Annotated in this window: 21 protein-coding genes and 1 pseudogene; 15 read left to right on the top strand and 7 right to left on the bottom strand. The window is 68.9% G+C overall.

Annotated elements, in window-relative coordinates:
- Positions 1 to 719: 719 nt before the first annotated feature.
- From AC16DP_RS20315 to AC16DP_RS20265, 11 genes and pseudogenes are all read left to right on the top strand, one after another.
- Positions 720 to 1811, top strand: a complete 1092-nt coding sequence (locus tag AC16DP_RS20315) for a hypothetical protein (protein WP_329725671.1) — start codon at positions 720 to 722, stop codon at positions 1809 to 1811.
- A 205-nt stretch (positions 1812 to 2016) separates the two neighbouring features.
- Positions 2017 to 2223 (top strand): annotated as a pseudogene (locus AC16DP_RS20310) (helix-turn-helix domain-containing protein); the annotation flags it as partial.
- Positions 2223 to 2819 carry a transposase gene (locus AC16DP_RS20305; RefSeq protein WP_329725670.1) on the top strand — a complete coding sequence of 199 codons (597 nt, stop codon included), beginning with the start codon at positions 2223 to 2225 and terminating at the stop codon, positions 2817 to 2819. The pseudogene AC16DP_RS20310 and the gene AC16DP_RS20305, both read left to right, overlap by 1 nt.
- 58 nt (positions 2820 to 2877) lie before the next feature.
- Positions 2878 to 3306: a VOC family protein gene (locus AC16DP_RS20300; RefSeq protein WP_329725669.1), complete on the top strand. Its 429-nt coding sequence runs from the start codon at positions 2878 to 2880 to the stop codon at positions 3304 to 3306.
- Positions 3307 to 3426: 120 nt separating this feature from the next.
- Complete coding sequence (locus AC16DP_RS20295) at positions 3427 to 3885, top strand: PDC sensor domain-containing protein (protein WP_329725668.1); 459 nt, start codon at positions 3427 to 3429, stop codon at positions 3883 to 3885.
- Positions 3886 to 3913: 28 nt separating this feature from the next.
- A complete protein-coding gene (locus tag AC16DP_RS20290) occupies positions 3914 to 4753 on the top strand; it encodes a methyl-accepting chemotaxis protein (protein WP_329725667.1) in 840 nt (279 codons plus the stop codon).
- A gap of 137 nt (positions 4754 to 4890) precedes the next feature.
- Positions 4891 to 5823: a phosphatidate cytidylyltransferase gene (locus AC16DP_RS20285; RefSeq protein WP_329725666.1), complete on the top strand. Its 933-nt coding sequence runs from the start codon at positions 4891 to 4893 to the stop codon at positions 5821 to 5823.
- Positions 5811 to 6809: a fatty acid desaturase family protein gene (locus AC16DP_RS20280; RefSeq protein ID WP_329725665.1), complete on the top strand. Its 999-nt coding sequence runs from the start codon at positions 5811 to 5813 to the stop codon at positions 6807 to 6809. Before AC16DP_RS20285 ends, AC16DP_RS20280 begins: the two co-directional genes overlap by 13 nt.
- A complete protein-coding gene (locus AC16DP_RS20275) occupies positions 6806 to 7414 on the top strand; it encodes a CDP-alcohol phosphatidyltransferase family protein (protein WP_329725664.1) in 609 nt (202 codons plus the stop codon). Before AC16DP_RS20280 ends, AC16DP_RS20275 begins: the two co-directional genes overlap by 4 nt.
- Positions 7411 to 8601, top strand: a complete 1191-nt coding sequence (locus AC16DP_RS20270) for a hypothetical protein (RefSeq protein ID WP_329725663.1) — start codon at positions 7411 to 7413, stop codon at positions 8599 to 8601. The genes AC16DP_RS20275 and AC16DP_RS20270 overlap by 4 nt, the downstream gene beginning before the upstream one ends.
- Positions 8602 to 8742: 141 nt before the next feature.
- Positions 8743 to 9912 (top strand): patatin-like phospholipase family protein, encoded by a 1170-nt coding sequence (locus AC16DP_RS20265; RefSeq protein WP_329725662.1) that lies wholly within the window; start codon positions 8743 to 8745, stop codon positions 9910 to 9912.
- Positions 9913 to 9980: 68 nt separating this feature from the next.
- On the opposite strand, the gene AC16DP_RS20260 is transcribed toward AC16DP_RS20265, so the two are convergent.
- The 6 genes from AC16DP_RS20260 to AC16DP_RS20235 form a co-directional block, all read right to left on the bottom strand.
- On the bottom strand, positions 9981 to 10352 hold the full coding sequence (locus tag AC16DP_RS20260) for a DUF2019 domain-containing protein (protein ID WP_329725661.1): 372 nt from the start codon (positions 10350 to 10352) through the stop codon (positions 9981 to 9983).
- The gene (gene sitA5 / locus AC16DP_RS20255; RefSeq protein ID WP_483956823.1) at positions 10349 to 11755 is read right to left on the bottom strand and encodes a SitA5 family polymorphic toxin; all 1407 of its coding nucleotides are present in this window, start codon (positions 11753 to 11755) and stop codon (positions 10349 to 10351) included. The genes AC16DP_RS20260 and sitA5 overlap by 4 nt, the downstream gene beginning before the upstream one ends.
- An 88-nt stretch (positions 11756 to 11843) precedes the next feature.
- Positions 11844 to 12620 (bottom strand): outer membrane lipoprotein-sorting protein, encoded by a 777-nt coding sequence (locus AC16DP_RS20250; protein WP_329725659.1) that lies wholly within the window; start codon positions 12618 to 12620, stop codon positions 11844 to 11846.
- Positions 12620 to 13918 (bottom strand): ABC transporter permease, encoded by a 1299-nt coding sequence (locus tag AC16DP_RS20245; protein ID WP_329725658.1) that lies wholly within the window; start codon positions 13916 to 13918, stop codon positions 12620 to 12622. Before AC16DP_RS20245 ends, AC16DP_RS20250 begins: the two co-directional genes overlap by 1 nt.
- 2 nt (positions 13919 to 13920) lie before the next feature.
- The gene (locus tag AC16DP_RS20240) at positions 13921 to 15963 is read right to left on the bottom strand and encodes an FtsX-like permease family protein (protein WP_329725657.1); all 2043 of its coding nucleotides are present in this window, start codon (positions 15961 to 15963) and stop codon (positions 13921 to 13923) included.
- A gap of 59 nt (positions 15964 to 16022) precedes the next feature.
- Positions 16023 to 19931, bottom strand: coding sequence for an SDR family NAD(P)-dependent oxidoreductase (locus tag AC16DP_RS20235; RefSeq protein WP_483956822.1), 3909 nt, complete (start codon positions 19929 to 19931; stop codon positions 16023 to 16025).
- A 129-nt stretch (positions 19932 to 20060) separates the two neighbouring features.
- Here AC16DP_RS20235 and AC16DP_RS20230 point away from each other — a divergent pair, with 129 nt between their 5' ends.
- The 4 genes from AC16DP_RS20230 to AC16DP_RS20215 all read left to right on the top strand — a co-directional run bounded on the left by AC16DP_RS20230 (position 20061) and on the right by AC16DP_RS20215 (position 24184).
- Positions 20061 to 21572, top strand: coding sequence for a class I SAM-dependent methyltransferase (locus tag AC16DP_RS20230; protein WP_329725655.1), 1512 nt, complete (start codon positions 20061 to 20063; stop codon positions 21570 to 21572).
- Positions 21573 to 21843: 271 nt separating this feature from the next.
- On the top strand, positions 21844 to 22611 hold the full coding sequence (locus tag AC16DP_RS20225; protein ID WP_329725654.1) for a hypothetical protein: 768 nt from the start codon (positions 21844 to 21846) through the stop codon (positions 22609 to 22611).
- A gap of 3 nt (positions 22612 to 22614) precedes the next feature.
- Positions 22615 to 23076, top strand: a complete 462-nt coding sequence (locus tag AC16DP_RS20220; RefSeq protein WP_329725653.1) for an Imm26 family immunity protein — start codon at positions 22615 to 22617, stop codon at positions 23074 to 23076.
- A gap of 136 nt (positions 23077 to 23212) precedes the next feature.
- Positions 23213 to 24184: a fatty acid desaturase gene (locus AC16DP_RS20215; protein ID WP_329725652.1), complete on the top strand. Its 972-nt coding sequence runs from the start codon at positions 23213 to 23215 to the stop codon at positions 24182 to 24184.
- 15 nt (positions 24185 to 24199) lie between these two features.
- Here the strand turns inward: AC16DP_RS20215 and AC16DP_RS20210 are convergent, their stop codons facing one another.
- Positions 24200 to 25366: a pyridoxal phosphate-dependent aminotransferase gene (locus AC16DP_RS20210; RefSeq protein WP_329725651.1), complete on the bottom strand. Its 1167-nt coding sequence runs from the start codon at positions 25364 to 25366 to the stop codon at positions 24200 to 24202.
- Between the last annotated feature and the right edge of the window lie 30 nt (positions 25367 to 25396).

The raw sequence follows: 25396 nt of genomic DNA, 5'->3' as shown, positions 1-25396 counted from the left end.
GTACTTGCGCATGAAGGCCGACTGCGTGCCTCCTTCCTCCTGCCAGGCTCGCACCACCTGCGCTGCTACCTCGGGTGTCCACCTCGGTCGCCGCGCTGCCTCCAACCACGCCGGCTCCCCCTTCGTCATCGCTGTGTTCGTCGTCATCGCGCCGCTCACTCTGCGGCTCCTCGAGCTCCAGCTCTACCTGGGCCGGATCGGAGGCTTACGGTGCTGGCGCCCGTGAAGGCGAGGGTGGTGACGCTCAGACCGGAGCACACGGCCGCCTCCTGGGTGCCCAGGGCGTCCACCGGCACCTCCTGCTCGGTCTCGGACGCGCCCCCACAGGCTGTCATCAGCAGTGTGGAGAGCAGGGCACAGAGGGGGGGCGGTGATGAAGGGGCGTGTCATGGGGCGGGACTCCTCACAGAGGAGGGGGGACATTTTCCACTTGGAGTATAAAATTTGATTGTAAACGGTTTTTTTCAGAGCGAAGTCAAAGCTCCGGAATTTCTGGTACCCGCGGAGACCGTGACAGGAGGCACCGAGGTGCGGACCTGGAGCTCTCACCGCACCCATTGCGCTCGATTTGTTCGAAGGCGAAAACCTTGCGCTGGTCCGGACGCGTGCGGCCGCAAAGGATTGCCGGAAACGGCGTCATGTGTCCGTCCATCACCGTGGGCACGCTGTTCGCAAGGGGCTCGTCCGTGTGTTCACTCACGCACACAAGGAGTCCAATCATGCGTCTGGTCGTACCGATACTCATCCTGCTCCACATCACGGCCTGCGTGAAGCGCAACGTCAGGGTCGATATATCCAATACAATTCCCGTTCAGGCGAGGGTGATAATCGTCGTCAAGGATCAGCAGGATCGAGAGACGGAGCACCAGGAGATGTATGTACAGGCCTTGAAGGGGGGGAATGCCTCAACCCAGAGATGGGGGCCCATCGCAGTGCCGATCGGCCATCAGGTCAACGTCACGTGGTCGGCAGTAGGCTCTTCGGCCGTTCATAGCGAGCAACCGCTGTTGATCAACGATGGGGGTAAGCTGGATCTGAGCAAGCATGTCCAGATCGCGAATGTCACATTGACGTCGCCAGAGGAATCCAAGACGGCGCTCGAGCAACTCGCAAGCAGACTCGAGATCCACGGCAAGGAGGTCAGCAGGCTCGTCGACGTCGTTCCGAACCTCGGGGCGCTCATCATCGCCCGTGTCGATGGGGCCGGAAACGTCACCAACATCGTGGATCGAATACCTGTCACACAGCCGACCCTGTCCGTGGGGGGCGCCGCAGTCTACGAGGATACGGCCATCACGACCCGGGAGATTTTTTCCCAGCTGGCCGTGAACGTGCCGCTCTATGCCGACATCCAGAGCAGTATGTCGGTCGAAGGTACCTACAGCATGAAGTGGTCGCTCCGCCAGTATCCTTGGGACACCAGGGAGAGCTTCATCAATGCGGTGGCGACGCTGAATCAGAGACAGAAGAGCGCGTTCGCGGCTCTGCTGGAGATGCAGCCTACCGATACCAGGGTGTTCTACATCTCCAAGATGCAGGTGCTGGAAAAGGCCGTGTTCTCGGTGGCGAAAGGCCAGAAGGATGTCGTGAAGTCAAGTGGCGGAGCCGCCACCATCTTCACTGGAGAAGCCGAATACTACTTCGATCATCGAACGACGAAGATCATCGATGTGAGTGGCTACGTGTACGACATCGTGTACAACCAATGGGGGACCCGCGATGCGGTATTGGCCTATCTCAGAGGGACCGAAGCCAGGCCGCCCGAAGCCAGGCCCGCCGCTGTGGATCCAAACATCATGCTGGCCCCCTGAGCCCGTCGCGGCAGCTCACCAACGGCCGAGCGCCCCGGCCAGAGACGAGCCCTCCGGGAGGGCGAGCCCGTAGCGCCGGCTCTTGCTGTAGAAGGTCCCCTTGGCCACGCCCAGGGCCCTGGCCGCCCGGGCCGCTCTCCCTCATCTAAGCTGCGCGGTAACAACGGGCCGGCCGTCGAAGTTGAGCGCTGAGGAATGGCAGCAGGTGGCGGAGTTGGTGCGGGCAGGGGCGCGCACCAGCGGGTTTCCTACCGAGCGCTGGACGCTCACGCGTGTGGCTCATCTCATCCAGCACACGTTCGGCGTGAGCTACCACCCCAACTACCTGGCCGAGCGCCTTCACCGGCTGGGTCTGAGTCCGCAGCAGCCCCGCACGCGAGCCAAGGAGCGTAACGACGCGTTGGTGGAGGCGTGGCTCAAGCGCGATTGGCCACGCATCAGAAGGGGGCTCGTAGAAGCGGGCGGGCCATTGCCTTCGTGGACGAGACGGGTAGTTCGTTTCGGGCCCGCGTTGCATCCACCTGGGCACCCGTCGGGCATCCGCCCATCTTGCGCCGCCGTGACAAGCGGCGCGAAGTCTCCAGCATCGTCGCCCTCGTTGCCCCCTACAGCCCCAGGCCGGCGCGCCTGTATTCGCGCCACCAGGAGGGAGGCTTCACCAGCGAGGATATCATCGCGGCCCTGCGCTACTTCCGCAGGAAGGTGGGCCGTCCTCTCACCATCGTGTGGGACGGCCTCAACCAGCCCCACAGCGCCGAGACGCTCGACTTCGTCGCCCGCCACCCCAAGGACTTCCGCCTCGAGCGGCTGCCAGGCTATGCACCGGACCTCAACCCCGAGGAGGGCTGCAATGGGGTGGTGAAGGCCGAATTGCGCAACGCCACGCCCGACTCCGTCGCCGAGCTGCGTGCCCAGGCACTCGCTTCATTCATGCGCCTGGGCCACCGACACGATGTCCTCGCTGCCTTCTTCCATCACGCCGGCCTGAGCCTTACCGGACTTCCCTGAAGCAGGTTAGGGTCGGCGGAGAACGCCACGTCGCGCGTTTCTCTCCTCCGAGGTCTCGATGCATCCACCCAGTCGACTCACGGTCAGGCCTCAGACGCTGATCGCGGTGAAGGACGTGAAGGCCAGCAGCGCGTGGTACCAGACGCTGCTGCAGCTGCGCGGGGGCGATCCGGACCACCCCCACCGGCTCCTCTATGACCGCCTGTGGAGTGGAGAGACCCTCGTGCTCCAACTGCATCGGTGGGATGCCGAGGAGCATCCCAATCTCGTAGGCGCCGATCGGGCACCGCACGGCCATGGCGTCCTCCTCTGGTTCGAGATCGACGACTTCGATGCCGCCGTCGAACGCGTGAGACGTCTGGGCGCGCGGGTGCTGGAAGAGCCGCACGTCAACCCCGCTGCGCAACACCGGGAGATCTGGCTCGAGGACCTGGACGGCTATGTCGTCGTTCTCGCCAGTCCGGATGGTGAGGCTGCCCGGGTGTAGAGCCTTTGTCCCGCGGTTGCTTGCTCCAGGTAGGACAGCACCCGAAGCGAGCGGGCATCCGAGCGCCGGCTCAGGGGCCCTTCGCTCTCATGCGATTCCCCCCGTGCTACTCGCGAGCGCATGGAATTCAGCAAGAGCCTCGCGACGAAGCTCCTCGTCGCTCTTTGCAGCGTCATCAGCATCTCACTCGGCATCCTCGTTCTCGTCGTCAGCCGGCAGTCCTCGCGGGTGGCCGAGGAGCAAGCGAACCAGCTGGTCACGCAGATGGCCGAGCGCTATGCGCGCATCGTCAACTCGGAGCTCGACGCCGCGTTCATGCCCGTCCGGACGCTCGCTCAGACGTTGGTGGCCCAGAAGGTCGCCGGTCTGACGGATCGCCGGATGGCGGATGCGGCGCTCCGGAAGGTCGCAGAGGCCAACCCCAAGGTGCTCGGCATCTGGACGACGTGGGAGCCCAATGCGTTCGATGGGCTCGATGCGAAGTACGTGAACACGCCCGGCTCCGACGCCACCGGACGCTACATCTCCAACTGGTCCCGCGGCTCCGGACAGATCGCGCTGGAGCCCAACCTCGATTGAGCAGGAGGGCACCGATCGGCTGGCGCAGGTGATTGCCGACGTCCGCGATGGGGCCGCGGCGCTCTCGTCGGCCGCGTCACAGCTCTCGCAGACGTCCCAGTCGCTCTCGAGCCGCGCGACCGAGCAAGCCGCCACCTTCGAGGAGATGACCAGCAACCTGGAGACCATGAGCGAGTCCATCGTCAAGAACGCCGACAGCAGCCGTCAGGTGGAGACGATCGCGGCCAAGGGAGCTGCCGACGCCGAGAAGAGCAGCCGGGCGGTCTCCGCCTCGGTGGAGGCCATGAAGCAGATCGCCTCGCACATCTCCATCATCGAGGAGATCGCCTATCAGACGAACCTGCTCGCGCTGAACGCCTCCATCGAGGCGGCGCGCGCGGGCGAGCACGGCAAGAGCTTCGCCGTCGTCGCGTCCCAGGTCCGCAAGCTGGCGGAGGGCAGCCAGAGCGCCGCCCGGAAGATCAGCACGGTCGCGTCGGACAGCGTGAAGATCGCCGAGCAGTCCGGCCACCTGCTCCAGGCGCTCGTCCCGTCGATCGACACGACGTCGCACCTGGTCAAGGGCGTCGCCGCAACGTCGGGCGAGCAGTCGACGAGCGTCCGACAGCTCAACAAGGCGATGCTCGGCCTGAACGATGTGACGCAGCAGAACGCGGCGGCCGCCGAGGAGTTGTCGAGCACCGCGGAGGAGATGGCGGCGCAAGCGGAGGGCCTGCTGCAACTGGTGCGCTTCTTCCAGGTGGACGGGGCCGAGAAACACGGCGCACCGCGCAGCCGTCCTGGTGCGCGGGCATTGGAGAGCGGGCCTGTACCGCCAGGCCTCGAGACGCTCAGGTCGGCTCCTTCCTTGCGAAGGAGCGCTCCATGACGGCCCGTCCCGCGCCCGCCCCTTGCGTTCCGCCCCCCCTCCTCCTGGCGGCGTCAGGGCACGTACAGGATGGTGGCGTTGTAAAACAGCGACCCCGGTGCGATGGTCGAGCGTCGTCTTCTCGACACCCGCCCGCCATGATGCCCTTCTCCCTTGCGCCGACAGCACTCTTCGAGCTGCTCGCCCGCATCTACGGCTTCATCTTCGCCTGCAGTGTCATCTCCTTCGCGCATCCCCGGCTGCGGCGTGCGGAGGCCAGGCCCATCCGGCAGGCCATCAACTCCTGGTGGCCTCCGGCGCTCGCGGGTGGGCTGTGCGTGGCGCTGGGCGCGTGGGCGGCGCTGGGCGTCTTCGCGCTGACCAGCGGGTGGACGCTGCGCGAGTACCTGCGCACCCAGGGAGCGGAGCGAGACCCGCGCCTCGACGCCCTCGCGTACCTGGTGGTGCCGCTGCATTTCGGGGCCATCGCCACGGGCAACGCCCGCCTCGTCTCGGGGCTGTGGCTGTTCTGGACTTTCGGCATCCTGACGCTCGCGTCGCTGCGCCTCGGCGGCGACAGGCCCATCGCCCGCGCGGCCCGGCTGCAGCTCGGGGTGGTGTGGACGGTGTTCTCGCTCGGCCACGTGCCCTGGTTCTTCTTCCACGGGCCGCTGCCCGGCCCCTCGGGGGCCGCGGGCTTCGTGCTGCTGCTCCTCCTCTCGGTGATGACGAGCGACGCGGGGCAGTACGTGACCGGCAAGGCGCTCGGGCGCCACAGGCTCGCGCCCACACTGTCACCCCGGAAGACGTGGGAGGGCCTGCTCGGCGGGATGGCGATCTCCGCGCTGGTGGCGGGGCTGGCGGCCCCCTCCATCACGCCCTTCACGCATGCGCAGGGCGCGCTGCTGGGCGCGGCGCTCTCGGGGCTCGGGTTGCTGGGCGATCTGACGGTGTCCGGGCTCAAGCGCGAGGTCGGGCTCAAGGACCTGGGCACGGCGCTGCCGGGGCAGGGCGGACTGCTGGACCGCTGCGACAGCCTCATCCTCACGGCTCCCCTCTTCTTCACGGCGGTGCAGGCATGGTTCGGCTGAGGGCCTCCACGGATTACGCCGAGCTCAAGCGCGAGGTCCGCGCCGCGGGCTGCTACGCCTACGCCCCGTGGCGCTCGGTGGTGAGCCTTCCCCTGCACCTGGCCTGCTCGGCGGCCCTGTTCTGGGCCAGCGCGCGAACGGACACGTGGGGTGCGGTCCCGCTGTTCGTGCTCGCGAGCCTGGTGTTCTACCGGCTGGGCTGGCTGATGCACGACGCGGCGCACGGAGGCACGTTCCGCTCCCGCCGGGCGAACCGCTTCTTCGCGGCCCTGACGGCGGGGCTCCTGGGCGAGTTCGTCTCGGGCTGGCGCCATGGGCACGACCGGCACCACGCGGCGCCCAACGTGCGCGGCGTGGACGGGGACCAGTCGGAGCGGTGGGATGGGGAGCGCCGCTTCTCCCATGCGTGGATCGCCGCGCCCAACCTGCTGCTGCTCTCGCGCTTCCGCGGGAAGTACCTGCCCAAGTCGTTGCTGCTGCTCGGCCTGCGCGACGGCTTCTACTGCCACCGCTTCCACCGTGAGCGCTTCGTCCGGGAGCTGTGCCTGGTGGTTTGCGGCTTCTCGTTGCAGGGCGCGGGCCTCGCGCTGCTCTTCGGCCCGTGGGCGATCCCTCTCTTCCTGGCCCACACCTGCATCGGGATGTTGTACCTGAACACGGTCTTCGCCGGGAACCACTACGATCTCCCGTCCTTCACCGAGGCCGAGGCGAGCACGCTCACCTTCGCGGAGCTTCAAATCCGCACCTGCCGCAACTACACGGGTGGCCTCTGGGCGCGCTTCGTCTTCGGCGGGCTGGAGAATCAGCTCGAGCACCACCTGTTCCCCGACCTGCCGCGCCACCAATTGCGGCGGGCCGCGCCCCTCGTCCGCGCCTTCTGTGAGCGGCGCGGGCTCCCCTATGTCCAGGAGCCGTTCTCCACGGCACTCGCGAAGTTCATCCGCTTCCACGTGGACGCACCCGCTCCGGAGGTTGCCCCCGAATGAAGAACTTCCCGGTGCTCGAGCAGCTCAACGCGGCCAGCCTGGTCACCAGCCTGTCGGTGGTGCTCGGCACGCTGGCGTGTCACCTCGCGCTGACGGGCCAGCTCGGAGCCGCGGTGCTCTGTGGCGCGCTGGCGCTTCCTTGCGACGTGTTCGACGGCCAGCTCGCGCGGAGGCTGAAGCAGGTCAGCGCCTTCGGCGGCTTCCTCGACTCGCTCGCCGATGCCGTCTCGTTCTGCCTGGTTCCGCCGATGCTCGCCCACGCGATGGGGGTGGGCGGTGCGTGGACGGCGGCACTCGTGGCGTACTCGCTCACGGGGGTGTGGCGGCTGGCGCGTTTCATGGAAACGGGGACGGTGGTGGTGGACGGCCGCGAGTGCTTCCAGGGCTTGCCCACCGCCCACGGAGCGGCGCTCTTCTACCTGGTGGCGGCGGGCGCGGCGGGGCTGCCGGCCGGGGCGCGCAACGTGCTGGTGGGGGGCTACCTCGCGGCGGCGGCGCTCGCGATGATCCACGGTTTCACGATTCCGAAGCAGGGCTGGCACACCCGGCTGCTCTGGGTGTTGGTGCCCGTCGCGACCGTGGCCTCCCTGGTGCGGTGGTGGTGACGCTGCTGCGCCGCAACGGGGCGCTCCTGCTCACCTCGTTCCTCCTCTCGGGCCTGGTGAACGTGCACGCACAGGCCTTCTTCGCGGCGAACGTCCCCGCGGCGAAGGAGCGTTGGCTCGCGGGCTGCCTCCTGGTGGGAACTGTCGCGTCCATCGCGGCGGTACGGCTGTCCAGGCGCTTCGGCTTCCTCGGGGGCGGCGTGCGCGCCGGGACCCTGCTGGTGCTCTCGATGCTGGCGCTGAGCGTCGTGGTGCTCGGCGCGCGGGGCCCGTGGCTGTACGCGGCGGCGCACGTGGGCGTGCGCGCCGTGGCGAACTACGTGACCCAGGAGATGGACCGCCGCGCCACGGCGCTCGCTGGGGCCGCGCGGGCGAGGAACGATCAACTCGGCAGTGCCCTGCGCTTCGTGGGGATGTTGCTCGGACCGCTGTGGCTGGGCGCCGTCAGCGCGGGCGCGGCGCAGGCGCGGGTGGCCCTGTGGAACGGCTGCGCGCTGGCGGTGCTCGGAGCGCTCGCACTCGCCGCATGCCGGGCGGTGGGGAGCGGAGACGAGACGTGGCAGCCCGCCGAGGCGCCTCGGCCGCTCTCGCGAAGCGGCCGCGCGGTGTGGAGTGGCGCACTCGCCATCTATGGTGCGTACGCCCTGCTGGCGAGCAGCGCGGTGTACGTGCTCCGGGACCTTCACGGCCGTGCGGATGCCACGGTGATGGGCAGCGCGTTGATCGCGACGGTGTACGCGAGCGCCATCGTGAGCACGGTGGTCATCGGCCTGTGCACCCGTGAGGGGCTGGCACCTAGCTGGATGCGGGTGGCGCCTGTGGTGATGGCACTCGCGGGCGCGCTCTTGGGGACGGAGGCCGCCGGGGCCACGCCCGTGCTGTTCGGCTCGGGAGTGGTGCTGGGCGTTGCGTTCGCGCTGTTCATGCTGGCCTTCCGCGAGCACGCCACCCGGCGCGCGGCCGCAGGAGAGCCCGAGTGGCTCGTGGCCTTCAACAATCTGGGCAACAGCGGCGCGCTGGTGGGCTTCGGCGCGATGGCGGCGTTGGTGGGACTGGGCAGCGTATGGCCGGGCAACTACGGCGTGCGGCTCGGCGAGGGGCTGGTCGCGCTGAGCGCCGCGGCGCTGTGGCTGAGCCGGGGGCGAGCCCCTCACGAGGAGACGGTGCCGCAAGCGGTCCGGCCCTGAAATGATTCGCACGGAGCGGACTCCGGGTCAGCTGAAACGTTGAATTCTCTCGCGAGGGGAGGAGTCGCGTGCCACGTTCGTGAGGCTGTCAACGCAGCTGCGCGTCCCTTGCCACGAGGCGAGGAAACCGGAGACACGGACATGGCAGACATCAAGTGCAGGATTCTCGCGATCGACGGCGGAGGAATCCGCGGCGTCATCCCCGCCTACATCCTCCAGCAGCTCGAGGCGACACTCGGTGGGAAGCAGCTCTTCGAGGTCTTCGACGTCATCGCGGGGACGTCCACCGGAGGAATCATCTCGCTCGGGCTCACGACGCCCTCCAGCGGCAGCAGCAAGAGCGCCGGAAGCACCCTGCTCCCGTACACGGCGCAGGACATCCTCGACTTCTACCTGAATGACGAGTCCGAGCTGTTCGTCCCCTCGAATGCAGGCGCCAAGTACTACGGAACCAACCCGGACGATCCGAAGAGCGGCATCCAGCCGTGGCTGCAGAATGCGTTCGGGGCGACCCTGACGCTCTCGCAGGCGCGAGCGAGCCTCGCCCAGTCCGGCCTGTCGATGCCGAAGCAGGTGCTCACCACCGGGTTCACGATCAACACCAACAACCCTGGGAACGTGGGCCCCTATCTCTTCAACTGGCAGGATGCCGCGAACTCCGCCGCCGATGACTACTACGTCTGGGAGGCGGCACGGGCGACGAGCGCGGCGCCGACCTACTTCCCCGCGGCGCAGATCGGCACGGGTGCACCGGGCGGCTCGGGCGCCACGGGCCGCTGGGTCGTCGACGGCGGCATGGTGGCCAACAACCCCGCCCTGTACGCGCTGGCCGAGGCCTCGCGGCTCGGGCTCTACGAGAGCCTCGACGAGGTCTTCCTCCTCTCGCTGGGAACGGGCCTCTTCAATCCGGGAATCGCCAACTCCGATGACTACAACTGGGGCACGATGAGCTGGCTCCTGGATGAAAAGGATACCCAAGGGGATGAGATCAGCCCGCTCATCCAGGTCATGGGAGCCGGCAACATCCTCGCCCCTGACGCGCAGCTCATGAGCCTGATGCCCTGGGGCAACTACTGGCGCATCGACCCACCCATCAGCTTCTCGGAGACCCAGATGGCCGGCACGGATCAGAGCGCGTTGCAGACCACCGCCGAGAGTTCCATCAGCGCCGGGGGCGATGGCTATTACGCCTACCTTTACGCCATCAACGTGCTCGGCGGCACCCTCCCCAGCAATGTCGATCTCTCCAAGATGACGCCCCCCGCCAGAAAAGCCGACCGCCGCAAGGACGCGCCCCCGTTCCGCCGGTGAGTCCAACACCCCTCGCCCCGTGAGCACCTGCTCACGGGCGAGGGCCACCACCCACCCCAATGAAGACATCAAGGCGGGTTGAAGGTGCCTGCCTTCCACTGCTCCAACGTTCTCGTCGCGGAGAAGCCTACGAGACCGTCTACATGCTTGATGATCTCCGTAAGCACCCGCTCCCCCTCGGCTGGTGCGAACTCCAATATCGAGCCAGCGGCCCAGCAACGGGTCCCTGGATCTGGATCATCGAGCAACTTCAATAAGTGGCGCTGCGCATCGCTACCTCTTGCCCGCAGCTCCTGGCGAATCGCAACGAGAAGGTCATACATGCGGTTTGCCTCCTTCGGCTTTCCCGCATGAATCGCAGGCCATCGCTCGGCGGACAGGGTCCTGGCTTGTTCGATCAAATCGTCCGTTGGAAGCTTCTTGATCTGTGCTTTTTTCATGGGATGACTCGAAACAACCTCAGGATCATCAATCCGAAAGCACGCTGCTCTTCGTAGGATTTCGTGCGGAGCCACTCGCGCACCACCATGCCGCCCGTATCGTCGGACCGGGTCGAGTAGTACGCGCTGATTGCATCATGTTTGGCCTTGTCTACCGCGATTACATTTTCCGTATTGTGAATAACTTCTGAGCCGAAGCGCTCAACATTGACCTTCCGCTGCTCGACGATGTGGTGCCATGCCTTGCCCTCTCCCGCGGAACCCATGGCATTTTTGAAAGCGTCAAAAGACTTGAATGCGCGATACCTGCTCGCGGAGGGCGCTTCCCCTTTGGGCGTTACGTCCCCTCCGTTCGATGGGCGATTGCCCCCACCGTTCCGGGCACTCATTGCCACCGCAGTGGTCGGCAGCACGATACGAATCGTCCCCTCATTCACGGAAACAATGACGCGCTCGGCGTTCGTTGCCGCGTCCATCAACCGGAGCCCGACATCTGATTCCACCGTGCGAGAGGCCTGCCCGAAGCCCGGTAGATTCGGCCCTTTCGATACGAGCGTGGCCGTTTCACCGATCGCCGCCGTCGCCACCATGACGAGGATGCGCACACTGTTGGGGCCGATGACTCTTCCGAACCTGCCGCCCACCTCTCGCAGTTCCGCGAAGCTCGTGGCTCGCGGTGCGTCCTCATGAAGCTGCACATAGGCGCGCAGCAGCTCGAAGAACTCCCACCCCAGGTAGCCCCACAGCAGCGCGGAAAACGCGAGAGCGACTCCCTTTGTCACTGGCTCGGGCGCAATCAAGAGTGCCAGATAGGCCGTCATGGTGAAGCTGAGGGTAGCCAGCACCCGCGCGGGGTCGAGCATGGCCCGTAGTTCCGCATCCAGCCCTTCCAGAGCTGGCCCTACCGCAAGGGCCAGGGCAATGCTGCGCTTATCCCTGGCATCCAGGTGAGGCCCGTCGTCAAAAAGCGTCAGACAGTCGCCTGGGGTGCCGCGCCGCTCGCAAAAACGCCCATAGGACCGCGCCAGCTCGGATTGCCACGCGTCGCCAGTCACAACAGGCGCGGACACCAGCGCCAGCTTCCGGCCAACGTACAGCGGGGGACATGGAGTGGAGACCCGCAGCGGGAGGTGGAGCCACAACGTCGTCAGGGCGGCCGTAAGCTCGGAGTCACTGACCTGCACCGGCTGAAAGTCCGTGGGCAGGTTGAACAAGACGGCTTCGTCCGCGCCCGGGTCATCGGCTTCCGCTACGGACGAACGGTCGCGGTACGCCATGCCCGCCCTGATGGGTCCCCCTGTTGCGCACGCGGAAAGCAACACCAGCGCAGTCAGCGCGAGCGAGCCCATGCGCAAAGGGCCCCGCTCACCCACCAGGCACGAAGTGGCGAAACAGCCAGGCATTGCCGCACCTCTCCAGTCGAGTCACCGGGACGACCCTCCCCCCCGCCCTCTCCCAGAGGGAGAGGGGGCATGCGCAACCCGGGTTCTTCTACCTCGCGCGGGCCTCGAGCCAGGACTTGGTGAAGATGTTGGCGTCCAGCGGGGCGAGTTGCACGTCCTCGTAGCGCACCACCATCTTCATCCCCGACTCGGCCTCCTCCTCGATGACTTCCTTGTAGTGGTAGACCTGCTGGCCGCTCTCCGGATCCTTGATGCGCTGGTAGGCCCGGATGGTGTCCGTGCGCAGCGTCTTCCCCGACGGCGCGTAACCGATGCGCTTCACCAGATTGTTGTCCGGGTCCACCCAGATGCGCAGCAGCGGGAACGGCACCTCCGCGCCCGACTTCGCCGTCAGGTACAGCTTGCGGTAGGACGTGCCGTTGAGCTTCTCCACGCCCTCGTCCTTCGCCGTGTAGTCCTCCGCCAGCCGCGAGCGATCGAAGTCCGACTCGCACGTGAAGGTACCCGCGATGTTCGCGCGCACCGTGGTCCGCTCCCACTGCCCCACTGTCGGGTTGTACTCCCACAGGTTGTTGCTGATGCGGAGGTACCCGCTGCCCGCCATGTGCTTGGGCTTCGTCGTGAGGAACACCAGGTCCCTCGTCTTGTCCCGCCGGTAGACGTTGATTTCGACGAGCCGGTCCTGCCCGTCCTTGCGAATCTCCCGGATGCGGACCACGCCCTTGTAGTCGCTCGTGAAGGACAGACGCTTGTCGATGAGGCGCAGGAGGTCATCCGCGGACGGCTGCGTGTCCGCGAGGGCCGCCGCGGGCAGCAGGGTGAGCAGGGCCAGCAGACACGACGACAGGAAGGCGCGAGAGGTCATCACAGGAACTCCATGGCGGAGCGGGGAGACAGCGAGGCGGCTCGGGCCGCCGGGATGATGGAAGCCAGGACCGCGCCCACGGTGACGAGCACCACCGCCACCACGGCGTGCGGCAGCTCGGGCTGGAGCGGGAGCGTCCCGCTGAAGAAGAAGTTGGAGATCGCCTCGGGCAGCGGCACCGAGCCGCGCAGCCCCACGCACAGCAGCGCGGACATGGCGGCCCCGCTCGCGGAGGCCAGCACGCCCAACAGCATGCCCTCGAGCACGAACATGCCCACCACCGAGCGGCGGTGCATGCCCATGGCGCGCAGGGTGCCGATCTCCCGCGTGCGCTCGCGCACCGACACGTTCAGCGACACGAACAGGCCCAGCACCACCACGGCGAAGACGATGACTCCCACCAGCACCGCGAGCGCCCCCAGTCCGTCCGTCACGAAGGACAGGAAGGAGGACTCGTCCCGCCACGTGGTGACGTCCACCCGCTGGCCCGCCCAGCCCTCGCGCAGCAGCGGCGCCAGCTTGTCGCCATACGCCTCGTGCGAGGCTGGCAGCACCGTGAAGCCCGAGGTGCGCAGTGCCTCGCGCACGGTGCCCGCCAGGGCGTCCACGTCCGTCTCCCCGCCACAGGTGAGCTGCAGCACGCTGGCGGACTCCGGCCTGTAGCCGTGCAGCTCGCGAAGGGTGGCGTTGGACACGAGGATGCCCGAGGACTCGCCCAGCAGGCCGATGGGCTCGGTGATGGCGGCCACCTCCACGTCGAGCGCGTTGTTCTTCCCTCCCACCAGCTGCGTGTAGAGCGTGGTGACGTCACCCACCTTCACCTGGAGCTGCCGGGCCAGGGGCGCGGAGAGCGCCACCGTGTGCGTGCGCTCCAGTGCCGCCACGGAGCCTTCCCGCGTGGCCATGGCCTGGACGAGCTCGCGCTCATGTCCCGCGTCCAGGCCCACCAGGAAGGAGCGCACCCGGTGCCGGCCCGCCGCCACGGTGGCATAGCCGCGCCCGCGCTCGCGCAGGCCGCAGCCGGCCGGGACGAGCGGCTCCACCACGCTCCGCACCCGGGGCGTGTCTCCCAGCACCGGTGCGAGCGTGTCAGGGTGCACCTTGAAGTAGCCCCCCACGTTGACGTCCCCGCTCAGCAGCGTCCTCGCCGCCTCGCGCTGGGCCGCGGCCACGCCTGTCTTCAGCGACATCACCCCCACCAGCACCGCGCTGCCGCTGGCGATGACGAGGAAGAGCAGCAGCGCCCGCTCGCGGTCCACGAAGAGGTTGCGCAACGCAATGCGCAGCAGTGAGAGCATGGCTAGTCCCCCCTCCGGCTCATCGCCACCACCGGCGCCACCGCGCTGCCCCGCCACGCGGGCACCAGCGACGCCCAGGCCACCACCCACGTCATCCCCACCACCACCAGGCCTCCGTGCCACGCCTTCAACTGCGGATACAGCACCGGCCCTCCGAGGAAGAACTGCAAGGACTCGTCACTCACGGAGATTCCCTGGCCCACCGCCGCCGACAGCAGGGCCGCGCCCGCCACCGCGCCCAACAGGCTGCCCACGCCGCCGAGCAGCAGCCCCTCCAGCAGCAGCGAGAAGAACACGTCCCGGCGCTGCATGCCGATGGCCCTCAGCGTCCCCACCTCCCCCACCCGCTCCTTGGCCAGCAGCAGCAGCGTGCCCGTGGACAGCAGCAGCACGAAACCTCCCAGCATCAACGCGAGCAGCAACAGCAGCACCTGCCCCATCCCCACCACGCCGCTGACGAAGCCGCCCGCCTCCTGCCAGCTCACCGTGGCCAGCGGCAGCTTCTTCTCGCCCGCGAGCCGTTGGATGCGCGCCGTCACCTCCTCGGGCACCGCGCCGGGCCGCAGCACGAGGGCCGCCTGCAGCACGCTCCCGTCCTTCATCTCCTCCTCGGTGAAGGTGTCCGCCAGCACGTCCCTGTCCACCACGAGCTCCCCGCCCGAGGCCTTCACCGGCTCCGCGTCGACGATCGTCAACGTGCCCAACGGCTCGTCCCCGGCCGGTGCCGCGGCGTCCGACATGCCGAGCTCGTCGATGAGCTTCCGGGCCTCCGCCAGCTCGGCCCGCGTCGGCCGGTTGGCCAGCTGGCGCGCGGTGACGAGGTCCACGAGCGAGGTGGTGTTGACGCGGCTGCTGTCGCCGCCCAGCCCGCGGAAGCGGAACGTGCCCCACACCTTCACCGGCACGTTGGAGCCGAGCTTCATCGGGTTGCGCAGGGAGAGCGTCTCCCCGGGCTTGATGCGGTACAGCGGCAGGTGGGGCGCCAGCTCGGCGTAGAAGAGCTTGTAGCGCGCGTCGAAGTTGCCGTCGTCCAGGGAGAGGAACTCCTTCAGCAGTGCCTCCAGCTCGCCCGGGTGTCCCAGCGCACGGGCCAGCGCCACCTGGAGCGCCCCGCTCCGCTCCACGTCGAGCCGCGACAGCAGGTCCGGCAGCTCCGCGAGGTTGCGCTCCACCTGGGTGCGCAGGCCCTCGTCGTCCGCGAGCCTCGCGCCCTTCTCGAGCGCGCGACGCAGCTCGTCGAGCCGGAAGGCGATGGGCAGCTTGAAGAACTGCTCGTAGGCCGCGTGCCCCAGCACCAGGCCCCGGCTGCCCGGCGGCGGCATCTGCCCCGAGAGCAGCTCGAAGCGCGGGAAGGCCCCGGCGAAGCGCGTCAGGTCCGTGCCCAGGTAGTCCAGGGACACCGACTCGCCCTCCCCGGCCAGCCGGGCCACGCGGTTCTCGATGAGCTCCAGGGCCGGCAGGGGCTCGGTGGCGAAGCGCGCCCAGAAGTCCGCGGAGACGATCTTCTCCAACGCCTCCCGGTCCTCCTGGAACGCGGCCTCGGCGGCGAAGGCCTGCTCCCGGTTGCGCTCGTCCCGGGCCACGCGCTCCAGCGTCCGCCGCAGATCCGCCACCAGGAGCGCCAGCCGCGCGTCACGCGCCTCGGAGGAGGGCTCGCGGAGCACGGCCCGGACCGCGGCCAGCTTCTCGTCCAGGTAGTTGCCCCGGAACACCGCGCCCATGCCCACCTCCAGGGGAACCACCTCCTGGATGCCCTCCACCGAGCGCAGGGCGGCCTCCGCGACCGGGTAGTCCTCGAGCGGGGTGAGCTCCGCCTCGCCGCTGGGGCCCACCAGCATCAGCGGCACCCCCGTCGAGCCCGAGTGGTACACCTGCAGGTCCCCCGTGCCGCTCTCGACGAGGCTGCGGCGCGTGCCCTCGGCGATGCTCTCCACGAGCGCGAGCCCCGGCGTGAGCAGCACCGCCGCTCCCGCCGCCAGCAACCCGACCACCCAGCTCCGAGGACGTGCCAGGACGCTCTGCAACGTGAGCCGAACCAACGTCAAAGCCAACTCCTGATTCTCGATTGATTCCCGATGTCCGACGGGACGTGAACCTACCCCGGTCAACCCGTCCCGAGCACGCGCAGCATCAGCTCCACCTGCTCATCCGAGAGCTGCGACACGTCCGCCGGGTTCTTGCGCACCAGCTCCTGGAGATGGGCCGCCAGCCGCGAGACGCTCGGCTGGTCGAAGAGCACGCTCTCGCGCAGCCGCAGCCCCAGGCGCTCCTGGATGCGCGCCATGACGCGCGTGGCCTGGAGCGAGCTGCCGCCCAGCGAGAAGAAGTGGGAGTGCACGCCCACCGCGTCCACGCCCAGCACCTCGCGGAAGGCCTCCACGAGCATCTCCTCCAGGGGCCCGGTGGGAACGCCCTCGCCAAACGTCTCCGCGGCGAGCGCCTCGACGTCCACCTTCCCGTCGGCACGCCGGGGGAGGGCCGTCATCGGGTGCAGCGCGGTAACGCCCGGCTCGCCCTTCACCGGGAGTGGGCCCGGGCTGGAGGCCTGGGTGAAGAAGACGTGGGCCTGCTCCAGGGGCTCGCCCGCGCCCAGGCCGGCGGCACGCCACGCCGGAGCCGAGCCCTCCACGCCCACCAGCACGTGCGTCCGGCCGGACTCCAGGGCGAGCACGAGCGCGGCCAGCACCTGCTGGGGCTCCAGCGTGCGCGAGCCCACGGGAGAGGCCCGCAGGGTGCGCGCCATGCCCGTGGCCTTCACGGGGCCGAGCGACACCGCCACCGCGTGCCGTCCCCGGGCCGCCAGCTGCTCCACGAAGCGGTCGATGAAGCCGGTGGCCGCGCAGTAGCTGGTGGCGTACCAGCCCACCGTCCCCATCACCGAGGAGGCGAAGAAGAGGAGGGCCTCGGGCCGCGGCTGGAAGGCCTCGGCGAGCGCCAGGGCCCCCAGCACGTGGGCCGCCGCGTGCTGGATGAACGTCTCCGGCGTCTCCGCCTCCAAGGGCACGGGCTCGAAGTTGCCGGCGAAGTGGAAGACACCGTCGAAGGGCCGGCCATGACGGGACTCGGCCTCGTCCAGCACCGCGCGCAGCCGGGCGGCGTCGGTGACGTCCGCCTGCGCGTACGTGGCCCCGAGCTCCCGCTCCAGGGCCTCGGCGGCGGCGTCCCGGGCCCGGCGGCCCACCAGCACCAGCTTCGCGCCGAGCGAGTGCTTCAGGTGGCGCGCCCACGCCTGGCCGATGCCACCGAGCGCGCCCGTCACCAGGTACAGCCCCTCGCGCCGCAGCCGCCGCGCCCCGTCGAGCCGCGAGGGCACCCAGGGCGAGAAGCCGCGCTCCCAGCGCTGTCCGTCATGGAAGGACACCTCGCGCGCGGAGCGCAGGCCCTGGAGCTCTCCGGCCACGAACGCGGCGGCGTCCTGCGTCTCGGAGGGCACCCAGAGCAGGCGCACGGAGAGGTTGGGCGCATCCGCCTTCGCGGACCAGAGCAGGCCCGGCACCAGGAGCGGCGCCGCGTCGAAGGAGGTGCCCTCGGCCCGAGGCGCCACCACCCACAGCCGTACCGGCGTGGACGCGGCCCTCGCGGTGAGCCCCTGCACCAGCCGCAGCAGGGGCGACAGGGAGCGCGCCAGCTCCGCGCTTCCCGCGCGGGACGCCTCCTCGCGGCCCATGACGTAGACGACATCCTCGAAGCGCAGGCTCTGCGCGTCGAGCCTCTCGAGCGCGTGGACCGGGTTCGCGTCCGGCGCCAGCGCCACCCACTCCACCGGGCGGGAGATCGTCTCCCTCAGCGCGGTGGCGAAACCGGAGGGCGAGAACAGCAGCACGGTGCCGGAGAGCACGGAGACGCCGGCCGGCACCTGGGGACGCGGCGTGAGGCTCGGCACGGCCAGACACCGGGGCAGCGTCGCGGGCCCACCGAGGACGCGCTCGGCCTCCCGGCGCTCGGCGGCGAGCTCACCGGACTCGAAGCGGCGGCGCAGCTCGGTGCGCCCGCGCTTGCCCAGCTCCGTCTTGGGCACCTGGTGCGTCTTCACCGGGACCAGGTAGCTCACCTGGATGCCGAGCGCCCGCGCCACGGCCTCGCGGATGGAGCGCAGCAGCTCGCCGAGGGGGGGCGCATCCGGCGCGGGCACGAAGAAGACGATGACCTCGTCCGTCTGCAGCCCGCCCACGCGCGTGGGGCACGCGGCGGCGTACGACGGCAGCACTCCCGGCACCAGCTCCACCACCGCCTCGATTTCATGCGGGTAGACGTTGTTGCCGTTGACGATGAGCAGCTCCTTCTGCCGCCCGGCGATGGCCATGTGGCCGTCGTGGACGACCGCCAGGTCGCCGGTGCGGAACCACCCGTCCTGGGTGAAGGACTTCGCGTTGAGCTCGGGGTCGGCGAGGTAGCCGGCCAGCACGGCGGCGCCGCGCACCTGGAGGTGGCCCACCGTGCCCTCGGGCACCACCGCGTCCTGCTCATCCACGATGCGCAGCGCGCCGCCCGAGAGCGCCGGGCCGAGGTCCACATGGGGCTCGCCCGCGTGGGTGTGGACGCCGCGCACGGAGGTGAAGAGCGAGGCCGTCTCCGCCATGCCCCACATGGGGCAGACGGCGTCCTCGCGCAGCCCGTCCTGGACGAGCTGGGAGACGAAGCGCTGCATGGTCTCGGCGACGAGCGGCTCACCGGCGCTGCCCAGCACGCGCACGCACTTCAGGTCCCACGCGCGGCGCTCGCCCTTGGAGAGCCGGTCCGCCACGAGGCCGAAGGCGAAGTTGGGCGCCCAGCTCACGGTGGCGCGGAACTCGGAGTGCAGGTCCATCCAGCGCAGGATGTCGGCGAGGATGTAGTCGCGCGCGACGAGGATCTGCGGGGTGCCCGTGCACAGGGCCGTCATGTGCAGGTAGTTGAGCCCGGCCACGTGGTCGAGCGGCATCCAGCCCAGGCCGATGTCGCCCTCCTCGTACCAGCCGCCGGAGCACATGGACCCGTACATGGCCACCATGTTGTCCTGCGAGAGGACGATGCCCTTGGGCTTGCCGGTGCTGCCGGACGTGAAGGACAGGATGGCGGGATCCGAGGGCGAGAGCTGAACCACCTGCCCCGGCGTGGAGCGGTCCACGTCCGACACCGAGACGGCGCGCACGCCCATGGCCCGCAGCGCGGCGGCGCCCTCGGCCCCGGCGAGCACGAGGGGCCCGCCCAGCCGCTCCACCACGGAGAGGACCCGGGCCACACCCGCGTGGGAACGGTCGAACGAGGGTGGCACGGCCATGGGCGCGGGCAGCACGCCACCGAGGGTGCAGGCCCAGAAGGCCCGGATGTAGTCGCCGGGCCGCTCCAGCAGGAGCATGACGCGGTCCCCGCGCTTCACCCCGAGCGCGGTGAGCCCGCCCAGCATGCGCAGGGCCTCGTCCCAGAGATCGGCGTAGCGCAGCGTCTCGCGCTGGCCCTCCAGGTCGATGAAGGTGATGGGGCGATCGGCGTACTGCTCGGCGGCGCGGCGCAGCACGTCGGTGAGCACCGCCGGGTTGCCGGGAGCATGGCGCCGCGGGCCGCCGTCGACGAGGGACGGCCGCCCCGAGCCCTTGTCCGCCGCCGCCGAGGCATCGCTGGCCTGGGGCTCGGCGGCCGCGCCGGTGCGGGGACGCAGGGACTCGGGGAGCAGCTCGTCGATGGGCTCGAAGACTTCCGGAGCCTGACGGGGGCCGGCCAGGGCCACGGCCTCGAGACCGGCCTGACGGAAGCGGGACTCCACCTGACGCAGCACGGCCGGCGTGACGGGCTTCAGGCGCGAGAGGGCCTCGAGATCGGGCTCGCCCGACGCCCGCAGGGGAATGGCATCGAGGAACGTGACGGGAGGAGCCTCCTCGCCCAGCTGCTCCCTCAGGAGCGCGGACAACGCGTCCGCCTTCGCTCCGCGCTGGGGAACCACCCAGGCCACCGCGTCACGCCCCTCGCCCGCCACGCAGACGTCCTGGACCCGGGAGTCGCCGAGAAGAAGCTGCTCGACCTCACCTGCCGTCATCACTCGTGGAGTCATGGGCCCATGGTAACGCAGAATCCCGCGAGCCTGTTATCCCCGGGAAACCGGGGAGGTTGCTCCAGATGGGGCAAAGGCGCGAAGCTGGAGTCCCCCCTCCCCCACGAGGAATCGATGTCGGCACCCCCGAGCGCCACGCCCCCCTCCCTGGCGCAGTCTCTGCATTTCTGGGCGCGCAACGCCTCCAACGAGTCCGCGCTGCTGCGGACGTCGCTGAGCCTGGGCCTCTTCGACGCACTGCCCGTGCAGGGAGAAGGCACGCCAGTGAAGGTGGACGCACTGGCCGGGAAGGTGGGGGCCCCGGTGCGGGGCGTGCGGTCGCTGGTGGAGCTGCTGGTGTGCCTGGGGCTGGTGCACATGGACGAGGCGCGAGGCCTCTCGGTGACGAAGCCGGTGGCCACCTTCCTGAAGGATGCGGCGTTCCGGGAGCGGCTGAGGGAGGCGGCGCGCTGGTGGGGCCCCATCGGCCACCTGGAGGAGGCGGTGAAGACGGGAGAGCCCGTCACCGCCGGGGGCCAGCGTTGGGACGTGCTGGAGCACTACCGGCGGCTCTTCCTGGAGGCGGTGCCCGCGCCCCCGCCCGAGGCGGAGGACTTCTTCGACCGGTTCGCGCGCAGTGCGGCGCGCACGTGGCTGCTGGTGACGGCGGGCCGGCTGGGGCTGCTCGAGCAGCTCGCCACGGGCGCGAAGGACGAGGCGGCGCTGCGGGCGGCCACGGGGGCCAGCGAGCGGGGCCTGCGGCGGGTGCTGGAGGTATTGGAGCACCTGGGCCTCACGCGGACCGAGGGCACCACGAGCGGCCTCACGGAGGAGGCCCGGCAGGTGCTCGACGGCAAGGCACTGCCGTACCTGCTGCGCTCCTTCTCCGTGTCCGCGCAGTACTGGGAGGCGCTGGAGCGGCTCGAGGAGACGGTGCGGCACGAGCGCTTCATCCTGGACTTGAAGGACGCCGAGGTGAGCCGGCGCTTCTACGCGGACAACTCGAATCAGATCACGGCGGTGTTCGCCTCGCACTTCCAGCTCAGCCGGCGAGCGGCGGCGACGCTGGCGCAGGTGCGTCCGCTGGCGGGCGCGTCGGTGCTGGATATTGGAACGGGCTCGGGGGTGTGGGGCGTGGCGTTCGCGCGGACGGAGCCCACGGCGCACGTCACCTACTTCGATCAGGAGGTGGTGCTGCAGCAGGCGCGGCGCAACGTGGAGCAGCTCAAGGCGCTGGGGCAGGCGCGCTTCTGGCCGGGCAACCTCTTCACGCAGGACTTCGGCGAGGCCGCGTACGACTTCATCATCCTGCCGCAGGTGCTCAACGTGCTGCGGCCCGAGTCCCTGCCGGACATGTTCCGCCGGGTGGCGCGCGCGCTGAAGCCGGAGGGCATCCTGGTCATCGCCGAGTACGTGCTCCACGAGCGGCGGGACGGCCCGCTGGACCACCTCTACTTCGGGCTGAGGCGCTTCCTCACCAACGAGGGGGACCTGCTGTCCCACTCGGAGTACGCTGCGCTGCTGGCGGACGTGGGACTCACCGCGACGGTGTGCCTGCCGCTGCCGACGCAGGAACTCCTCCTCGCGGCACGGCCCGGGGTGACGCTGCCCACGCAGCTCGCACCGCCTCCGCGCGCCGCCGCCTGACATGGCAGTGGCGCCTTTGCGCACGGTGGCGCTGCTGCTATCCATGCTCGTCGCAGGATGCAGCGGCGTGGCAAGAAGCGTTCGTCCCGGCATCAGCCACGGCTCCAATGGCATCCACTCCACGCCGGTGCGGCTAGCGCAGCAGGCGGCTCTGCCAGCGTCAACCGCTGCACCCTCCCCGCCGACGCCGCTCCAGGGTATTTCCGGCGAAGGATTGGGGAATGGCATTCCTCGCGCCGTGCTCCAGCTCGTACCACGAGGAGCCACGACCGTGGCAGAAGCAGGGGCTCCCGCTGCGACGGGAAAACCCCTCGTGGCTGGCGGCGCGGTTGTTGCGGCAGGAGGAAGCATTGTACTGGTCTGCCTGACCGTCAAGGCGGCCATGGACGGAGTGGCCACCCCGATTGACATTGCGGACTCATTCTACGGAACGCACTTCGGTGACATCCAGGGTTGGGTGCAGGGTTGTTACGCGCCGAAGACCGGTGCCACCAATACAACACCTGCGCACACGTCTGAGATGAAGCCGGTGTTCGGGCCCCATTCGTCCCCCGCGCCATTGCCAACTCCAGATGGTGATGGAGACAAGAAACGTTTGGGCCGCATCTATGCAACCTATACGAAGTTCAACTTGAGGACCAACCGCCATTATTCTGGGCGAACAAGCATGGTTGTCGACCTGAATAGACCGCTCCGGCCGCAGGCTGAAAAAGCTGTTGATGCACGTGATTCGAACCATCATGTTGATGAAAATGATGAACCGAAAACCCCCGGATTCCGGCAGGCCGTGCTTGATCAGTTCGATACCGGAACCGCAGTTGACTACGTCAACAGATATAGCGATATCGCTTATTGGCGAACTCGTGGAAGAGAGCAACAGTTGATTGACTCATTTGGAGGAGCCCAGTCCGAAACCCGAGGACTGCATCGAACCGAGAACCTCAATCGCGGCGTGGCGAAAGACAATCCGCTGGGCAGGCTGTTTCACGATGCCGCCACGAAGAAATGGGGCCAGCTGTACCCGTACACCGGAGATTGAGGAATGCGAAAGCAGAAATACAAACCAGGCTCATTTGTCAGGATTGCTCTCGCGGATGGTTCCTACGGCTACGGAAGGTTGCTCGAATCACCGTATGCGGCCTTCTATCAACACAGAACCATGAGCCCGGATTCGGATCTGGATGGGATCGCGTCAAGACCCGTACTCTTCAAGACAGCTGTGCGCCATCTGGCTCTGGACTCATGGGAGATGATGGGGTGGAGAGCGCTCGAGGAGCACCTGTGCCAGCCTCTCGTTCGATTCATGCAGGATCTGGGAGACTTCCGCCGCTGCACGATCTTCGACACCGCTGGCAATGAGCGAGCCGCTGAACCCCAGGAGTGTGTGGGTCTCGAGCGGGCAGCGGTCTGGGAACAGGAGGCCATCGAGGAACGACTGCTCGATGCTCTCCTGGGGCGGCCCAATGCCGATGTGGAACGTCTGAAGGTACGGTTGCACCCCTGATCAGTCGCGCGTGGCGGGGCGACGCCGGGGCTCCTGACACACCGCGCCATGCCCTTCTGGACCCCGCTGGCTTGCCCACACCAGCAGTCTCGGCTTAGGCTCGGATTACACTTTTTCCATTTCCTTGGAAGGCGGCATGGCCCTGGCGCCGTTGGACAGCCCCCGCGACACGAGCGATGGCCCGGCGTCCGCCGTGCGGGAGCGATCCAGCTCGGAGGCGGCGCGGCTGAGGGCGAAGTACGCGCGCGAGGTGGCCCGGCTGGGCAACCACGCGCACTCGAAGGCCGCGGGGCTCGGGCACCTGGCGTTCCACATCGGGCTGGGCGTGGGCGCGGCGGTGGCGGCGCACGCGCTGCTGAACGCGAATCCCGTGGTGGGCGGGTGCCTCTACCCTCTGGTGGCCTTCTTCATCGCCACGCGGTTCCGCGCGCTCGGCAACATGCTGCACGAGGCGTGTCACGGCATGTTCGTGCGCGGCAAGCGCGCCAACCGCGTCTTCGGGCACGTGCTGGCCATCATCGACCTGACGGCGCTGGAGCCCTACACGCGCGAGCACTTCACGCACCACCAGCACCTCGGGGACCCGGTGAAGGACCTGGACTTCGTGCCCCGGCGCAAGTTCGGGTTCGCCGAGCCCACGGAGCACTTCGCGCGGCGCCACCTGCTCAAGCCGCTGCTGCTCGGCCACCTGCCGTCCTTCGTGCGCCCGGTGCTGTGGAGCCGCACGGATCCATGGCCGGTGACACTGGGCCGGTGGGCCTTCCTGGCCGGGCTGCTCGCGCTGGCCCAGTGGGGCATCGGCTGGAAGAACTTCCTGCTCTTCTACGGGCTGCCCTACTTCGTGGCCTACCAGGTCATCCGCTACTGGTCGGACGCGGTGGACCACGCGGGCATCATCGGCGAGGCGGACGAGTTCCACCGCTCGCGCAACCACATCTTCCGGTGGGGCCTGCTCAACCGCGTGCTCTTCCCGCGCAACGACCAGTACCACCTCACGCACCACCTCTTCCCGGCCGTGCCCACCACCGCGCAGGGCCGCGTCCACGCGCTCCTCCTGTCGGATCCGGAGTACGCGGACCGCCCGCACGCCTTCTCCTCGCTGCTGTAGGGGAGCGCGGACCGCTCAGCCGCGGGTGACGCGCTCGATGGCATCCAGGGCCTCGGGGAAGCGCTCGGGAGACATGCCCAGGCCCAGGCGGAAGCCGTGGCCGCGCTCCAGCGGATGGGTGCCCGAGGGCTCGCCGTGCTCCATGGCACTGAGCGGCAGCACGAACACCCCGGCCTCGCCGAGCGCCTGGAGCTTCGCCTCGAACTCCTTCGGGCCGGCCACGCCGCGCACGCCGATGCAGGTGACGAGGCCTCCGGCCGGAGCCACGCCGTACACGCCCTGGGAGCGCTCCAGGAAGGAGGCCAGGGCGCGCCGGTTGCGCCGCCAGTCCTCGCGTGCCTCGGTGAGCACGGGGCTGCCGAGGTCCTTGAGCACCTCGTGGGAGATCCACTCGGTGACGGGATTCACGGTGTGCGTGGTGTAGTTCTTCTCGTTCTGCATGCGCGCCAGCATGGCGGTATCGCCGACGCACCAGCCGATGCGCAGCCCCGGACAGCCGAGGCACTTGATGAACGAGCCGGTGACGAAGGAGCGCGTGCCCGGGCGGTACACGGTGGCGCCCAGCACCTCGGTCTCCGAGGAGAGGAAGCGGTAGTGCTCGTCCCCCACGAGCGTGGCGCCGGACGTATCCACCCAACGCGAGACACGGTCCAGCAACGCCGGCTCGAGCACCAGGCCGCTCGGGTTGTGGGGGTTGTTGATGATGACGACGTCCGGGGACTCGCGCTCGAGCAGGGCGAGCCACTCATCGGCATCGACGGAGGGCACGCCGCGCGCGTCCCAGCGCACGGGCAGGCGGACGATCTCCGCGCCCTGCTGCATGGGCAGCTCGTAGAGGAGCTGGAAGGCGGGCCAGGCGAGGGCCACCTTGCGAGGCTGGAGCTGCCGGAAGAGGAGCAGCAGGGCCTCGCTGGTGCCGGTGGTGATGAGGACGTTGTCGCGCGTGGTGCCGGGGTGCATGGCGGCCACGAGGTCGCGCAGATCGGCACGGCCCCAGTTGGGGCTGTCGCGCAGCAGGGTGGACAGGAACGTGTCCATGGCCTGCTGGGGGCTGACGCCGGAGCCGGTGAGCAGCTCGCCCACGGTGCGGGGCCGAGCACCGGACTCGCCGAGGTTGTAGCGCGCGGTGAAGCGCGAGCCCTCGAGGTAGTCCTCCATGAAGAACGAGCGAAGAAGGTCCATGTCGGTCCAGGCGGGAAGGAAGAGAAAGAC

The organism is Archangium sp., assembly GCF_057119385.1.
This window is presented reverse-complemented; position numbering and strand designations above follow the sequence as displayed.